Genomic DNA, 15,054 nt, shown 5'->3' with positions numbered 1-15,054 from the left:
GCGGGAAAGAAATGGCAACGGATAATACCCTGCTGACCAAAAAGGAATCCATTTTCGCATCCAACAATACCACGGCGACCTATATCAACAGCTTTATCAGCGTGGCGCTGATGTTCGGCTTCGGCTTCCTTCCTCCCGTCGGAAGCATCACCCCGCTTGGCATGCGGGTGGCCGGCATTTTCCTGGGCATGATCTGGGGCTGGCTGACCGTGGCGCTCCACTGGCCCAGCGTTCTGGGCCTAATCGCACTGGGCACCTCCGGCTACGCCAGCGTGACCAGCGTGTTCGCCTCCGGCTTTGGCCACACCAACGTGATGCTGGTGCTCTTCATGATGATTTTCGCCGGAATTCTCAACTCCTCCGGCGCGGTGAAGAGCCTGGCGGACAAGCTGGTCAGCCTGAAGATCGCCAAGGGCAAGCCCTGGGTGCTCTCCTTCCTGCTGTGCCTGGCCATGTTTGTGCTCTCCTGCATGATCTCCCTCATCCCCGCAATCCTCATCATGTGGACCATGCTGTACGGCATCTGCGATGTGTACGGCTTCAAGAAGGGTGAGAAGTGGCCGATGCTGATGATCGTCGGCATCGTGCTCTCCGGCTCCATGGCCTTTCAGCTCTTCCCCTTCAAGTCCCTGTCCATGATTATGCTGGGCTCCTACACCGAGCTCTCGGGCCTGACCATCAATTACTTCATGTACTTCATCTGGATGCTCATCACCGACTGGGTGGTCATCGGCGGCTATCTGCTCCTGTGCCGCTTCGTCTTCCGGCCTGACGTATCCAAAATCACCAACTCCCAGATGCACATCGAGAGCAAGGAGACTGTAACCCCCTACCAGAAGTTCATCCTGGTGTACTTCCTGGTGGTGGTCTGCATGCTCCTCTTCCCCAGCATCATGCCCAAGGAGTGGGCCGTCACCCAGGTGCTCAATAATCTGGGCACCGTGGGCACCACGGCGCTGGCCGTATTCTTCATGGTGTTCCTGAACCTGAAGATGGGCAAGCCCCTCAAGCAGATGGTGGACGGCAACATCGACTGGAACTCCTACTTCCTGCTGGCGGGCGCCATGGTCATCTCCAAGGCCATCGAGAGCGAGGAGACCGGCATCAAGCAGTTTATCTCCGACACCATGTCCCCCCTGCTGGCGGGGAAGAGCGTGCTGGTATTCTCCATCCTGCTGCTGCTGACGGCCTGCATCGTGACCAACTTCTGCAACAACCTGGCCACCGGCATCATCTTCACCCCCATCGCCTACACCCTCTGCATGACCAACCCCAACGTCAACTCCCAGGCGCTGATGATGGTGCTCATCACCGTCTGCTCCTGCGCCCTGGCCACCCCCGCCGGCAGCCTGCCCGCTGCCCTTATCTACGGCAACAAGGAATGGGTTCCCGGACGCAACGCCCTTAAGTACGGCCTGATATGCGTGGGGCTGGATTTGATTATCATGTACATCGTCGGACTGCCGCTTGCCAACGTCATGTTCCATTGACGCCTTGATTAGGAGGAATTACAATGAGTGAACTGCTGCCCTTTGAGGAGCTCTATCCGCACCTGTTTCAGCCCATGACCATCAAAAAGACCACCTTTAAAAACCGCATCTTCGCCGCGCCCCAGGGCATGAACAACCTGGTCACCACCGAGAGCTTCCTCAACCCGGAGGCCTGCGTCTACTACGGCAACAAGGCCCGGGGCGGGGCCGCCGTGGTCACCACCGCCGAGGCCAAAATCTCCCCCATCAACGGCTGCGGCCACAACAACCAGATCAATATGTACGACGAGCTGACCCTGCGCCAGTTCAACCAGTTCTCCGACTACGTGCACACCTACGGCGCGCTGGTGTCCATTGAGCTGAGCCACTGCGGTCAGTGGTCCCTGCCCCAGTACAACGGCGGGCGCAACCCCATCGGCCCCTCCGCCAAGGTGATGCCCAACGGCAACGTCTGCGACGAGATGACCGAGGATGATATGCTGGAGGTGGCGCAGCAGTTCGCCGACGCTGCCATCATGGCCAAGCGGGGCGGCGCGGACATGGCCCTGGTCCACGGCGGCCACTCATGGCTGCTGAGCCAGTTCATCTCCCCGGTGGAGAACCAGCGTAAGGACAAGTACGGCGGGAGCCTGGAAAACCGCGCCCGCTTCCCCATCATGGTGCTGGACGCCATCCGCGCCGCCATGGGGCCCGATTTTATCCTGGAGTACCGCCTTTCCACCAATGAGCTTATCGAGGGCGGCATGACGGTGGAGGAGGCCGTGGAGTTTGTGAAGATGATCGAGGACAAAATCGACATCATCCACTGCTCCGTCGGCTCCCGCCGCAACGCCGTGGCCCGGGGCGTCATGCATCCGGGGCGGTTCATGCCCCACAACTGCAACCTCTACGCCGCCGAGGCCATGAAGAAGGCGGGCATTAAAATCCCTGTGACCACCGTGGGCGCCATCAACGACCCCGCCCTGGCCGACCGCATCATCGCCGAGGGGAAGGCCGACTTCGTGGCCGCCTGCCGGGCCTTCATCGCCGACCCGGACTGGCCGGAGAAGGCCCGGGCGGGCCGGGCGGACGACATACGCCCCTGTATCAAGTGCCTGCGCTGCACCGACGTGGGAGCCGGGCGCACCAACTCCAACGCAAAGGTCATCCTCCAGGACTTCAAGAAATCCACCCGGCACATCGAGTGCTCCGTGAACCCCATGCACGGCCGGCCCTGGATGATGCCCCACTTCCCCCGCAACGGGGTCCACAAGAAAATTGCCGTGGTCGGCGGCGGCCCCGCCGGGATGCAGGCCGCCCTGGAGGGCGTCCGCCAGGGGTATGAGGTGGTGCTCTACGAGAAGTCCGACCGCCTGGGCGGACAGCTCAAGCTGGCCGACGGCATTGACTTCAAGCAGGACCTGGCCAACTTCAGGGATTACCTGGTCCGCCAGGTGAAGAAATCCGCCATCGACGTGCGGCTGAACACCGCCGCCACTCCCGAGCAGGTGAAAAAGGATCTGGTGGACGCGGTGATCGTGGCCGTGGGCGCGGAGCCCGCCAAGCCGCCCATCCCCGGCGTGGACGGGCCCAACGTCATCTTCGGCGTGGACGTGAGGGCCAATCTGGACAGGGTGGGCCGTAAGGTGGTCATCGTGGGCGGGGGTATGATCGGCTGCGAGACCGCCCTGGAGCTGGGCCGGGACGGCCATCAGGTGGACCTCATTGAGATGACCGACATGCTGGCTGCGGACAGCACCTTTACCGAGCGGATTACTACCCTCCACTTCCTGGAGCATGACTACGACATCAACACCGCCATGTATCTGGACGAGACCACCCACATCGCCGAGCGGGTGACCACCCGCACCGAGACCCGCTGCGTGGAGATTACCCCCGGGGGCGTCCGGGTGGCCGGACCGGACGGGAAGGAAGAGCTGATTCCCGCCGACACGGTGGTTCTCACCGCCGGGATGAAGCCCAAGGCCGCCGAGCGGGACGCCTTCCGGGGCACGGCCTTCGACGTGATCCCCGTGGGCGACTGCGTGAAGCCCAGCAACCTCTACCACGCCACCCGGACCGGGTTCGACGCCATCCTGGCGCTGTCCACCAGGAACATTACTTACTAATCAGGCGGGGGCGGCGGTGCAAATACCGCCGCCCCGCGTCTATTTTTGGAGGAGGACAAGATGAACGAATATTTGAGCGGCTGGTTTGAGCGGCATGAGGCGCAGGTCAGGGCCCTGGAGCACCGGATTTGGGCGCGGCCCGAGACCGCCCTGAACGAGCACTACGCCTGCGCCGAGACGGCGGCCTTCCTGCGGGAGCAGGGCTTTGCGCCGGAGTGCTTCTCCCTGATGGGGGACGGCGGCGAGCCCAACGCCATCGTGGCGCGGTACGGCAGCGGCAGGCCGGTTATTGCCATCCTGGGCGAGTACGATGCCCTGCCCGGCCTGGGGCAGGACTGCGTCTCCCACAAGGCGCCCCTTGAGGGGCCGGGCCATGGCTGCGGGCACTGCCAAATTATCTCCTGCGCCGTGGCGGCGGCCTCCGCCCTCAAGAGCGCCATGGAGGCCGAGGGGCTGGGCGGAACGCTGGTGTTTATGGCCACACCTGCCGAGGAGAGCCTCCAGGGCAAGGTGCGCATGGCGGCGGAGGGGTATTTCGACGAGCTGGACCTCTGCTTCGCATGGCACCCCTGCGATATGGCCCCCAGCTTTGACGACATGGTGTCCGCCGCATCGACTGATGTGACCTTCGAGTTCTTCGGGAAGTCCGCCCACGCAGCCATGCAGCCCTGGGCGGGCCGGAGCGCCCTGGACGCGGCCGAGCTGATGAGCGTGGGCGTGCAGTACCTGCGCGAGCACATCACCGAGGACTGCAAGGTCCACCACAGCTATCTCTCCGCCGGGACGGCCCCCAACGTGGTGCCCGAGTACGCCGCCGTGCGGTATTTGGTGCGGTCAAACGACGCGGGGAGCGACGAGATTCTGGAGCGGGTCACCGCCGTGGCGGAGGGGGCGGCCCTGATGACCGGGACCACCATGAAGCGCCGCGTAAAGAGTCACTGCTACGGGTCCCTCCCCAACCACGTGCTCAACGAGTTCTGCTACCGGGCGGTGGGGGAGGTGGAGCCCATCGCCTATACGGAGGAGGAGTACCGCTTCGCCCGGGAGGTCTATGAGAATACCACCGGGAAGGCTGCGCCCGGGGATAACGAGGCGCTGCTGCCGACCGCTGCCCATCCGCCGAAGCCCATCTACATCGCCGGGTCCTCCGACGTGGGGGACGTGAGCCATATCGTGCCAACCCTCCAGGTGCGGGGGCCGGGCCGGGTGAAGGGCACGCCGGGACACCACTGGAGCGTGGTGGCGGCGTCGGGCACCAGCATCGGCGAGAAGGCCGCGGTCTACGCCGCCAAGCTGATGTCCCAGGCCATGTACGACGCGCTGATAGAGCCGGGCCTGGCCGAGCGCTGCCGGGAGGAATTCCACCGCTGCAAGGCGGAAAAGGGGATTGGGCCTTACCGCAAGTTCCAGGAAGAGAATTGACAGGAAAAGGAATTAAAAACCGCCGGGGTGCCTTTACGGGCGCGCCGGCGGTTTTTAATACAATTTCGGACGGAAGTTCTGCCGGGGCCTTTGCAATCTTCGACAAAAAAGGGTATACTGTTCAGTAACCTGGCGTAGGAAATCACGCTCCGGGGGCAGCCGGATTTCCGATGCCGGAATCACGAACTGCGGGCCCCTCCGGGGCCCCGGGAAGGGGCGGAGCGTCATGCGCCTGGAGCAGCTGGAATATGTGACGGAAATTGCTAAGTGCCACTCCATGACCAGGGCGGCGGCCAACCTGTTTGTGACCCAGCCCGCCCTGAGCGAGTCCCTCAACAGCCTGGAGCGGGAGCTGGACTTTACCATCTTCCGCCGGTCCAAGCAGGGCATGACCCTGACGGCGGCGGGGGAGAAGTTTTTCGAGGAGGCCCAGATGGTCCTCTCCATCATCCGGGGCTGGGACAAGTTCTCCCAGGTGGGGGCGGAGGAGGGGGGCAACGTGAACCTGGGGTTTACGTCGGTGACCCGGAACCTGCTGCCTCTCATCGAGGCGGCGGTGGAGAACGCGGGCGGGGACTATCACCTGTGCTGCTTCGCCAGCGGGGACGATACCGTTCTGGCCGACATCCAGCAGGGGAAATTCAACGTGGGGCTGATCGGCGTGATACCCGCCAAGTACTCCGAGTACGCGCCCTTCTGTGAAAAGAACGGCTGGAAGCTGGATTTTCTCTTCGAGGACCCGTTTCAGGTGATGATCAGTACCAAAAATCCGCTGGCACAGAAGGAGCTGCTGGAGTTTGACGACTTGAAGGGGCTGACGATTGCCCGGTACCCGGACCCCTACGGGTCCATCACCAAGGCCTATTACCGGGACTTCTTCGCCCAGGACTACCCCTGCTACACCCACGACAAGGACATTCTGCTGGAGCAGGTGGCCAGGGACAGGGCGGTGGCGGTTTTTCCGTGGGTGTCGGTGGTAAACCACTACCGGGTGCGCAGGGGGCAGGTCAAGCCAATGTCCATTCGGAATTTCTCCCTGCCGGTCCATTTTTACATCATTCACCCCGGAGAGGAGAAACTCACCGCGCCGGAACGGCTGCTGGTGGAGCACATCCGGGAGATCCCCTTCCTGGAGCGGATTCAGGCCGGGGAGGAGTAGGGAAGGCCGGGCGCGGCGGTCTCGCGCCGACGTCTCCGGCACACAAAGGAGGACTTATGCGCAGGCGAACCAGGTATCTTCTCTATGGGATTGCAGCCGCAGCGGCGGTAGCGCTGGGGCTGGGACTGCTGGCCGGGCGCGGCGTGAGCGCCGGTGAGCTGGAGCGTGATGCGCGGGAGAGGCAAAAAATCGATGCGGCCTGGAGCGTATCGGAGTCCGTGGACAGCGGTGTGGCCGCACTGCTCTTCTACGATGAGAGCCGCGGGGGCCATACCTGCGCCGTATACCTGCGGGAGGAGAGCGCTTTGGACCCGGGTTACCACTTCCACATGGGCGGCGCCCGGGAGGGGATTTCGGAGGGCGGCATTGAGCTGCTGGAGTTTGGCGGGAACGGTTCCGCCATCCTGTCGCTCAACGCGCAGCGGGTGGCGCGCGTTGAGCTCATGAGCAGCGAGGGCGTGGTCACTGTGATTGAGGTGGACCCAGACCAGCCCTTCGCCGTCGCGCTTCCGGCAGTGGGCGGTTCTATCGCCATGTACGACGCGCTGGGAGAAGCGGTTGCGTTTTCCTGCATCATAGTGGGATGACGAAATTGAATATTGCAAGTCAGCGGTTCCGACTTGTTTTACATCGCCCTGGCGAAGCTCTGAAATACTTTAAAATGCAGTGCAATCACCCCTGATTACAATTTACGATGTAATGGCCATATTGGATTAAAAAAGCGCTGCCCCTGTTCTTCTGGGGCAGCGCTTGGCTGTTGTTCACCTATTTATCGCAGTTGCGCACCGACGGCAGAAGAATTGCCAGCGCGCCGACAGCCAGAGTCACAAGCCCGGCCGCCAGAAACCACACGGTAATCCCCGTCCTGCCTGCAAAGAGGGCGGTGGCCACCAGGCCGATGGGGGAGGCCAGGGTCATAATGGCGTTGGAGAGACCCAGTACCCGGCCCAGGTACTCCGGCTCCACCTTCTCCTGCAAAAGGGCCATGAAGAGGGAGTTGAAGAAGGGGCTGGACAGCCCCATGAGGGCGGAGAGCACCGCGAAGACCCAGAAGGCGGTGGAGGGCAGCAGGCCGCACGCCACCAGAAACACGCCCATACCCAGGATGGCGGCGGTCATGGTGACCATCTTGTTCCTGGTGCCGCCCCAGACGCCCAGAATCACCGATCCGGCCAGCATACCGGCGGAGAAGAGGGTCTCCACCAGGGCGACGGCGTCGGTTCCGCCGCCGTAGTATTGGGTGGTCATCAGGGGAAAGAGCGCGCCCACGGGCATGAAGGCCACACAGAACAGGGCACAGAGGAGGCACAGCTCCCAAAGCCAGCGCTTGGAGCGCAGAATGGCGAAGCCCTCCCTGGTGTCCTGCCAGATGCGCAGCTTCTGCTGCCCGCCGCCCACCTTCAGCACAGGGAGACGGGCCGCCAGCAGGCCCAGAATGGCGAAAGCGGCGCCCAGGGTGTCGATGAGGATGACCCAGTGGAGGGGGAAATTGGCGTACAGAACGGCGGCCAGGGCCGGGGAGACCAGGAAGGAGACAGTCTGGATGCCCTGGCTCCAGCCGGCGCATTTGCCGAGAAGCTCGGGGGGCGCCAGCAAAGGGGTGACCGCCTGGAGACAGGGGGCGTGAAACGCGCCGCCCACGCTCCGCAGGGCCAGGGCGGCCATGATGGGCCAAACAGGGAGACTGCCGCTTGCGGCGAAGAGGGCCAGGCCCAGGGAGACCACGCCGATGGCGCCGTCGGCGATTACCATGATGGCACGGCGGTCAAAGCGGTCGGCGAAGGAGCCGGTGAACAGGGACAGAACGCCCTGGGGCAGCATGGCCGCCAGCATGGACATGGACAGGACCGCCGCCGAAGCGGTCATGTCGTTGAGGTACCAGACCAGCGCGTACTGGGAGACGCTGCTGGTGAGGAGGGAGGCCGCCTGGCCCACCCAGAGAATGACGAATTTGCGCTTCCAATGTTTGATCAAATAATTCCTCCTGTTGATTCCGCAACGGATGGGTTCGCAGGAGCGGGACGTGAGGCTGCGTCCATATTGGGCAGAGTTTTGGTAGTGTACCATGAGAGAACAGGGGATGTCAATCAAAATTTGCGCAGGGGAATAAATCAGTATATCATAAAGATTTATTCAAAAGTATAAGCTACATTTCAGCCCTGCATCGCAAGGCCAAAATGTAGCTTCCAACTTGGTCGGAGTGCAATTATTGGACTTGGAAAAACCCAGTCATATCAATGGTTTAGAGGCAATCGGCAAGCTGTATTTTAAATGTTACTTATCGTTCACAAAAAACAGCAGCTTAATATCTAGCAAATCTTCTTTCAACGCTATTGCCGCATCGTAATTTCGGCAAGTGATTTTTTGTAGTCCCTGAGAAAGCATGCCCCACATTGCATAGCCCAAGCCAATTATGAGAATGATGCTAATAGCCCAAGCTAAAACTACCATAAATTCAAGCTCACTGACATTTGCAGTGTATATTCCTGCAATGTATGTAATAATCGGAAAAATAATAACTTTTCCAAAATTGCGGAGATCCGATTTGAACTTATTGAATGGAGCACCAGTATCTATACGAATTGATAAACGATCTATCAATTCTTCAACTTGCTTTTTAGAAAACAAATCTTTACCAGGAATTGCAGTTTTCAAAAATAATGTTACATTGTTTATATGTTCTTTCTTTGTAGAAATAAACTGCCGATGACGCTTTACAATCAGTCGGTCACTAGCAACTCCTAAAATTAGTTCTATTAACATAAGAACAAGCATTAATACACTGGTGTGGCTAATCAGACTGTATATTATAGAAGCTATTGCAATGAGAATAAAAATAATAAGTCCCCAAAGGATTTTTTTATTCTTCTTATAAAACTCAGCAGTTTCTTTTAAGTTCCAATCGTAATATTTGCTACGGTATGCAAGAATAAGATTATCTAACAAACCAATCCCCCCTTTTTTCTTATCATAATTATATCGCCAAAACTTAATCCTGTCACTCAACTTTGCTTTCGCGTGTAATTATAGGACGTTACTGTTTTCAACGTCCTGCAAATCTGCATGAATACAGGCATAGCAAAAGGCCGCCGACTTATGTCGGCGGCCTTTACTGCTTTAAACGTCTTGCAAAGCTACATGAACATAGACATAGCAAAAGACCGCCGACAAAAGTCGACGGTCTTCTCATTTAGTGCGGGTAACAGGACTTGAACCTGCACGGTTGCCCACCAGAACCTAAATCTGGCGTGTCTGCCAATTCCACCATACCCGCGAACAGGCGGCTGGTGGTATTTTAGCATCCCGGCCGGAAAAAGTCAATTGAAGTACGGCTGGAAAGCCGGTATAATAAGATCCAATAGCCAACTGCATTTGGCCCAGCCCAGACATGGATTAAGGATGTGACCGAAATGAATGCTGCGCCCAAGGTGGCCGCCGTACACGACCTGACCGGCTTCGGCCGGTGCTCGCTCACTGTGGCCCTTCCTGTGTTGGGGGCCATGGGCTGCCAGTGCTGCCCGGTGCCCACGGCCTACCTCTCGGCCCACACGGGGTTTCCAGCCTCGGAGCGGGCGTCCTTTCTGGACATGACCGGACAGCTGCCGCGGACTGCGGAGCACTGGGTTGAGCTGGGCGTGGCGCTGGATGCCATCTACAGCGGCTTTCTCAGCTCGGCGGAGCAGATCGGCCTGCTGGGGGAATTTATCGGTCGGTTCCGGCAGGCGGGAACTCTGGTACTGGTGGACCCGGTGATGGGGGATCATGGCAGGGCGTACCGCACCTACACGGGTGAGATGTGCGAGAAGATGAAGTCGCTCTGCGACAGGGCGGATCTCATCACGCCCAATCTGACTGAGGCTGCGCTGCTGCTGGACGAGCCATACTGCGCCTCGCCGGGGCCCGACCAGGTGAGGCGCACCCTGGAGCGGCTGAGTCTGGAGGGAAAGCGCTCGGTAGTCATCACCGGGGTATCCGCCGGGGAGGGACAGGTGGGCGCAGCCTGCCTGGACCGGGAGACCGGAAGGACCTGCATTGCAATGAGCCGGAGGGAGGAGGGACAGTATCCCGGCACGGGGGACCTCTTCGCCAGCGTGCTGCTGGGCGCCCTGCTGCGGGGCGGGGAGCTGAGAAACGCGGCAGAGTGCGCGGTGGAGTTTGTGCGCGGGGCTGTCCGCAGGACGCTGGAGCTGGGTACCCCCATACTGGAGGGGGTGCAGTTTGAGGGACTGCTGGGCGCGCTGGTAAACAGGGAGGAGATAACATGAGGATACTGGGTCTGGAGCAGTTCCCGGAGGAGCACCGGGAGGAATACCCCGGCGGGTCCGTCCGGCAGCTCGGGGCTGCGTCGGGGAGCCGGAAGCTTTACGCCGCCATCGACACGCTTGCCCCGGGGGCTCAGGGGTCTAAATTCCATGCCCACACGGCGCAGGAGGAGTTTTTTCTGGTATTGAAGGGGGAGGGAACTCTGCGCACCCGGGATGGGGAGCGGAGGGTGAAGGCCGGAGACTTTTTCGCAAAGCCCTGCGGAGTGGAAAATGCCCACTGCTTTGTGAATACCGGGACGGGACCTATGGAGATTCTGGACGTGGGTACGGTGGAGACCGGAGACGTCTGCATCTACCCGGACGAGGACGCCTACTATCTGCGGGACCAGGGACTGGTCTTTCGCGGGCGGGACCGGGTGAGGGGATGGACCTCCGAGCCGGAGGGAGACGAATAGGAGACGCCGCCTGTCGGGAGACAGGCGGCGTCTTTGATGTAAAAGGAGGGAAACACGGGCGGCGGACCCCTGAGGGACGTCTGCGGAGCGCGTGAGGCGCGGCGGCGGGCGGCTCAGGAGGGGAAGGCAAGCCGATCCAGGAATTCCTCCCAGGCATCGGGATTGCGGACATAGTAGAGGGGGCACTCCTTGCCCGTCACATCGTAGTGGCGGATGATCTGGTCCCGCTCCAGGCCGTAGGTATCCACAGCCCACTGGACCAGCCTGACCAGCGTCTCATAGCTGGCGGCGTTGAAGGCGCCGGTCTCATCCGGATGGCATACCTCGATGGAGAGCGTGTCGGAATTGCGCTGGCTGGAGGCGTAGGCCACCTCGTTCACCGGGACGCAGAGGAGGGCCTCGCCGTCCAGCCCGATGATGAAATTGCTGGAGGCGGAGGTCTCCTGCGTCTCGGCCAGGCCTGCGAAATAGTTACGGTTCTGCATGGCGGTGGTGCCGGGATTGCCGGTGTAGTGGACGACCACGCCGTTCACCGCGTCCAGCCAGGTGCCGGGGCGGGAGTAGTCGTTGACTGGCAGGAGGGCCTGTTCCACCCAGTCGGGAACCGCGTCGGGCAGGGGGTTCACCGGTTCGGGCGGCTGGGAGGGAAGAAATACGGGGAGAAACAGCCGGGCCAGGACGGCCAGGCAGAAGAAAACAACGGCGAAGATCAGGAGGGGCGGCACGCCCCGGCGCCTGGTGCGGCGGGGCCGCTCATAGATTGCGGCAGGCATGGAAACAGTTCACCACCCGGGTAGTTTGTGTCTTCTATCATACCACGGGGCGGGGCGTTTTGACAGGGTTCGGGGAGAATTGTCAGAAAAGCGTTATAGAGGGGGCCGCCGGGGCCGACATCCCTACTGCGGCAGGCGGAACAGCCGGGTGGGCCGGACGCCCTGAACGGAGAGGGCGATCAGGTAGAGCACGCCGCCGAAGACGATACAGCACAGGCAGGCCGGGACGCCGTCCATACCGCTGTCCATCAGGACGCGGAAGAGTAGGTTGACCACCAGGCCCATGAGGAGGGACGCGAGGGCGGGGGCGGTACACCACTGGAAAAGCTGGGCCTTGAGGCCGGTGGCCCTGTGCACCCGCAGCCAGCAGAGAAGGACGCCCAGCACGGACGTGACCAGCACTCCCGCCACGTAGCCCTTCAGCCCCACACCGGGCAGGCCCATCAGGAAAAAGGTGCAGGCCAGCTGGACCGCGCCGCAGACCAGGGAGATGACGGCGGCGGAGGACTGCTTTCCCACGCCGTTGAGGCTGCCCGCCAGGACGGACTGGTAGCAGGAGAGAAGCACGCTGATGGAGAGGGGGATGATGTACTCTCCCACCGTGGGCTCCCGGAAGAGGTAGACGCCGATGGTGGGTCCCAGCACCACCAGGAGGGCCATGGCGGGCATGGTGATGACCGAGGTGGCGAGAAGGGACTTGTGGATGCGGCGGCAGACCTCCTCCTTCCGTCCCAGGGCGGTGCTCCGGGCCAGCTTGGGCACCAGCACCAGACCCAGGGCGCCAATGAAGGCGGTGGGCAGGTAGAGCATGGGAACCGTCATACCGCAGAGAACGCCGAAGGAGCTCATGGCCTGGGAGACGTCCATCCCCGCGGCCACCAGACGCTGGGGAATGAGGACGGCGTTGGCTGAGCCCATGAGATTGCCCAGCAGCGAGGTGGCGGCGATGGGCGCCGCGATGACCAGAATGCGGTGGTTCAGGTGGCGGCTGCCCTCCCCGGCGCCGGGGAGACCGTCCGCCCTGCGCATATGCCGCTGAAATAGGAGAACCAGGGTGACGGAGGAGAAGAGCTCGGACACGCACATGCCCACCACGATGAGGGCCACGGTGCGCTCCGCGTTCTGTGGGAGGAAGAGGACCAGCAGGCCCAGGACCGCCCCGGTGCGGATGAACTGCTCGGTGAGCTCCACGGCGGCGGGAGGGCGGATGTTGCCCGTGCCGTAAAAGTAGTGCTTGTGGAGATTCTCAATGCCGGTGAGGAGGATGCAGGGCAGAAGCAGCAGGAGGCCCAACTGGGTACGCGCGTCCCCCAGAAAGTAGACCGAGATGGGATCGTACAGCAAGACGGTAACCCCGGCCACCAGGGCGAATAAAATCAGAAAGGCCCCCAGGCAGCGGCGGAGAAGCTGCGTAATGGCTCTCCGGTTATGCAGGGCGTGATACTCGGCGGAGAGGTTGGACATAGCGACCGTAAGCCCCACGGCGGTGAGGGACATAATGACCGAGTAGACCGGCATGATGAGCTGATAAAGGCCCATCACCTCCGCGCCGATGAGGCGGGAGAGAAAGATGCGGTAGATAAACCCCAGCAGCTGGGAGACAATGCTGGTGCCCGTCAGAACCAGAGTGCCGTAAAGCATGGATGAACGATTGAGTTTCAAATGGCGCGCCCCCTCGTAAAGTAAAAGCCTGATAGGGAGACCCTTCAAACCGGCAGAATGACAAGGGGCGCGGTTTTTGTCCGGCCGTGGGCGTTTCGCCGGTTTGAAGAGATCCCCTAAGACTATATTCAGGGGACGGGGGGGACATGAGTGGGGGACGGGCTGAAAGGGCAGGCGGTGCGGAAGGGGGACAGGGTTGTGGTAAAAGGGAGCTTCCGCAGAGGGTTCCCCAGCCGGATCCCGCCGCCGGTCCCTTTCACGGGGGGAGGCCTTCTGCCGCCCCTGCGAAGGATTTCGGCGCGGGCCCACTCGGCTTGCGAAGGCGGAGGCTGCTTTTTACTTTGACAAACAGGGCCGGAGGGAGTATTATATCTTTTACTGATGCAAAGTGCGAAAGTGTGTGGATGCAATGACAGGGACCTTCATCAACGTGGCCCTGGTGCTGCTGGGCAGCGCCCTTGGACTGCTTTTTAAAAACAGAATCAGCGCCCGGTTTGCAAAGGCTATCACCTCTGCCCTGGGGCTGTGTGTGCTGGGCATCGGCGTATCCAGCATGATCGGCACCCAAAACACCCTCTGCGTCATTTTATGCATGGTGGCCGGCACGCTGCTGGGGGAGCTGCTGAACATCGAGAAGCGGATGGACGGCCTGGGGGAGCTGCTGCGGCGTAAGCTGGTGCGGGGCGGCGGGAACAGCCGCTTTGTGGAGGGGTTCGTCACTGCCTCCGTCCTTTTCTGTGTGGGGGCGATGGCGATTAACGGCTCCATGGAGGCGGGGATGCTGGGGAAATACGATATTCTGGTTTCAAAGTCGGTCATCGACGGCGTGACCTCCATCACCTTCGCCGCAGCCATGGGCGTGGGCGTGGCGTTCTCGGCGGTGCCGCTGCTGATTTACGAGGGTGGGCTGACGCTGATTTTCGCCCTGGCGGGACAGGGGATGGACCCGGCGGTGGTGACCGAGATGAGCGCCGTGGGCGGGACGATTATCGTGGGCATCGCGCTGAATATGCTGGGGCTGCCCAAGGAGAAAATCCGGGTGGGGAACATGCTGCCCGCCATTTTCCTGCCCATTGCATACATACCCGCCGCCCGGGCCATCGGGGAACTGGCGGGGAGGATTTTGGGGTAAGAGAAACCCGCGGCATTATGCCGCGGGTTTCTTGATGCCGGGCGGCACGGAGGGGGCCACGGCCCGCCCGGTAAGCCGCACCCTGCAGGGGGCGGGAGTCGATGGGGACAGGCTTCCCATAACCGGAACGCGGGTTACTCGTCGGCCTGAAAGAGAAGGCGGTAGCCGCCGTTCTCCGCTGCGTAGACCCCGTCCAGGTCCTCGTCGGCCATGATTTCCTCCGAGAAGGGGAGGGTGAAGCGGACGCAGGTTCCGCAGGAGGCGGAGAGCTTTCGCGGCACGGGCATCATCACCGGGGCGTCCCCCAAGGCGGCGAGCCGCCGATGAAAGCTGAGGGCGCCGAAATGTGTGTGAAAGGTTGCGATCTGGTCCATCAGGAGATGACCAGCTCAAAGTCGTCCCCGAGGGGGCGGCTGTCCACCTTGTGGCCCGCGTTCCGGGCGAAGCGGGTGATGTTCTGGAGGGGAGTGGGGCTGTCCACCAGGACGGTGAGAGGTTTGCCCAGATCCTGAAGGGCCTTTTTGGTCATGAGCACGGGCTCCGGACAGGAGAAGCCGCGGGCGTCGATCTGGTTCATACTAAATCACC

Annotated in this window: 14 protein-coding genes and 1 tRNA gene; 8 read left to right on the top strand and 7 right to left on the bottom strand. The window is 61.4% G+C overall.

From position 1 onward, the window contains the following. The first annotated feature begins 11 nt into the window (after positions 1-11). From H8S62_RS00150 to H8S62_RS00130, 5 genes are all read left to right on the top strand, one after another. Positions 12-1,490 (top strand): SLC13 family permease, encoded by a 1,479-nt coding sequence (locus H8S62_RS00150; protein WP_155145479.1) that lies wholly within the window; start codon positions 12-14, stop codon positions 1,488-1,490. Between the two features lie 23 nt (positions 1,491-1,513). After that, positions 1,514-3,598, top strand: coding sequence for an NAD(P)/FAD-dependent oxidoreductase (locus H8S62_RS00145; protein WP_155145481.1), 2,085 nt, complete (start codon positions 1,514-1,516; stop codon positions 3,596-3,598). Between the two features lie 60 nt (positions 3,599-3,658). After that, the gene (locus tag H8S62_RS00140; RefSeq protein ID WP_155145483.1) at positions 3,659-5,020 is read left to right on the top strand and encodes an amidohydrolase; all 1,362 of its coding nucleotides are present in this window, start codon (positions 3,659-3,661) and stop codon (positions 5,018-5,020) included. Between the two features lie 226 nt (positions 5,021-5,246). Continuing rightward, positions 5,247-6,179, top strand: coding sequence for a LysR family transcriptional regulator (locus H8S62_RS00135; RefSeq protein ID WP_155145485.1), 933 nt, complete (start codon positions 5,247-5,249; stop codon positions 6,177-6,179). A 56-nt stretch (positions 6,180-6,235) separates the two neighbouring features. Beyond that, positions 6,236-6,766 (top strand): hypothetical protein, encoded by a 531-nt coding sequence (locus H8S62_RS00130; protein WP_186918117.1) that lies wholly within the window; start codon positions 6,236-6,238, stop codon positions 6,764-6,766. A gap of 178 nt (positions 6,767-6,944) precedes the next feature. On the opposite strand, the gene H8S62_RS00125 is transcribed toward H8S62_RS00130, so the two are convergent. The 3 genes from H8S62_RS00125 to H8S62_RS00115 form a co-directional block, all read right to left on the bottom strand. Continuing rightward, entirely contained in the window at positions 6,945-8,153 is a 1,209-nt protein-coding gene (locus tag H8S62_RS00125; RefSeq protein ID WP_186918116.1) for an MFS transporter, read from the bottom strand. A gap of 300 nt (positions 8,154-8,453) precedes the next feature. Then, a complete protein-coding gene (locus H8S62_RS00120; protein WP_186918115.1) occupies positions 8,454-9,125 on the bottom strand; it encodes a hypothetical protein in 672 nt (223 codons plus the stop codon). 248 nt (positions 9,126-9,373) lie between these two features. Beyond that, positions 9,374-9,453, bottom strand: a tRNA-Leu gene (locus H8S62_RS00115). 136 nt (positions 9,454-9,589) lie between these two features. On the opposite strand from H8S62_RS00115, the gene H8S62_RS00110 reads away from it, so the two are divergent. Together H8S62_RS00110 and H8S62_RS00105 are read left to right on the top strand one after the other, a co-directional pair. Further along, positions 9,590-10,444 (top strand): pyridoxamine kinase, encoded by an 855-nt coding sequence (locus H8S62_RS00110; RefSeq protein WP_186918114.1) that lies wholly within the window; start codon positions 9,590-9,592, stop codon positions 10,442-10,444. Continuing rightward, positions 10,441-10,899: a cupin domain-containing protein gene (locus H8S62_RS00105; protein ID WP_155145494.1), complete on the top strand. Its 459-nt coding sequence runs from the start codon at positions 10,441-10,443 to the stop codon at positions 10,897-10,899. The genes H8S62_RS00110 and H8S62_RS00105 overlap by 4 nt, the downstream gene beginning before the upstream one ends. Positions 10,900-11,012: 113 nt before the next feature. Here the strand turns inward: H8S62_RS00105 and H8S62_RS00100 are convergent, their stop codons facing one another. Next, on the bottom strand, positions 11,013-11,672 hold the full coding sequence (locus tag H8S62_RS00100) for a peptidoglycan recognition protein family protein (protein ID WP_155145496.1): 660 nt from the start codon (positions 11,670-11,672) through the stop codon (positions 11,013-11,015). Positions 11,673-11,795: 123 nt separating this feature from the next. Further along, entirely contained in the window at positions 11,796-13,334 is a 1,539-nt protein-coding gene (locus tag H8S62_RS00095) for a putative polysaccharide biosynthesis protein (protein ID WP_243255230.1), read from the bottom strand. Positions 13,335-13,743: 409 nt separating this feature from the next. Between H8S62_RS00095 and H8S62_RS00090 the strand changes: the two genes are divergently transcribed. After that, positions 13,744-14,466 (top strand): DUF554 domain-containing protein, encoded by a 723-nt coding sequence (locus tag H8S62_RS00090; RefSeq protein WP_186918325.1) that lies wholly within the window; start codon positions 13,744-13,746, stop codon positions 14,464-14,466. A gap of 134 nt (positions 14,467-14,600) precedes the next feature. Here the strand turns inward: H8S62_RS00090 and H8S62_RS00085 are convergent, their stop codons facing one another. After that, positions 14,601-14,840 carry a putative Se/S carrier protein gene (locus tag H8S62_RS00085; RefSeq protein ID WP_155145498.1) on the bottom strand — a complete coding sequence of 80 codons (240 nt, stop codon included), beginning with the start codon at positions 14,838-14,840 and terminating at the stop codon, positions 14,601-14,603. Further along, complete coding sequence (locus H8S62_RS00080; protein WP_186918113.1) at positions 14,840-15,043, bottom strand: sulfurtransferase TusA family protein; 204 nt, start codon at positions 15,041-15,043, stop codon at positions 14,840-14,842. Before H8S62_RS00080 ends, H8S62_RS00085 begins: the two co-directional genes overlap by 1 nt. Positions 15,044-15,054: the final 11 nt, after the last annotated feature.

Origin of the sequence: Lawsonibacter faecis, from assembly GCF_014287675.1 — a bacterium.
GTDB lineage: Bacteria > Bacillota > Clostridia > Oscillospirales > Oscillospiraceae > Pseudoflavonifractor > Pseudoflavonifractor faecis.
Note: the sequence above shows the minus strand (reverse complement) of the source record. Positions and strands in the feature narration are given on the sequence as shown.

Excerpts from the sequence above, each read along its gene's own strand:
- H8S62_RS00150 (WP_155145479.1), top strand. The coding sequence starts at position 12 with ATGGCAACGGATAATACCCTGCTGACCAAAAAGGAATCCATTTTCGCA.
- H8S62_RS00145 (WP_155145481.1), top strand. The coding sequence starts at position 1,514 with ATGAGTGAACTGCTGCCCTTTGAGGAGCTCTATCCGCACCTGTTTCAG.
- H8S62_RS00140 (WP_155145483.1), top strand. The coding sequence starts at position 3,659 with ATGAACGAATATTTGAGCGGCTGGTTTGAGCGGCATGAGGCGCAGGTC.
- H8S62_RS00135 (WP_155145485.1), top strand. The coding sequence starts at position 5,247 with ATGCGCCTGGAGCAGCTGGAATATGTGACGGAAATTGCTAAGTGCCAC.
- H8S62_RS00130 (WP_186918117.1), top strand. The coding sequence starts at position 6,236 with ATGCGCAGGCGAACCAGGTATCTTCTCTATGGGATTGCAGCCGCAGCG.
- H8S62_RS00110 (WP_186918114.1), top strand. The coding sequence starts at position 9,590 with ATGAATGCTGCGCCCAAGGTGGCCGCCGTACACGACCTGACCGGCTTC.
- H8S62_RS00105 (WP_155145494.1), top strand. The coding sequence starts at position 10,441 with ATGAGGATACTGGGTCTGGAGCAGTTCCCGGAGGAGCACCGGGAGGAA.
- H8S62_RS00100 (WP_155145496.1), bottom strand. The coding sequence starts at position 11,672 with ATGCCTGCCGCAATCTATGAGCGGCCCCGCCGCACCAGGCGCCGGGGC.
- H8S62_RS00090 (WP_186918325.1), top strand. The coding sequence starts at position 13,744 with ATGACAGGGACCTTCATCAACGTGGCCCTGGTGCTGCTGGGCAGCGCC.
- H8S62_RS00085 (WP_155145498.1), bottom strand. The coding sequence starts at position 14,840 with ATGGACCAGATCGCAACCTTTCACACACATTTCGGCGCCCTCAGCTTT.
- H8S62_RS00080 (WP_186918113.1), bottom strand. The coding sequence starts at position 15,043 with ATGAACCAGATCGACGCCCGCGGCTTCTCCTGTCCGGAGCCCGTGCTC.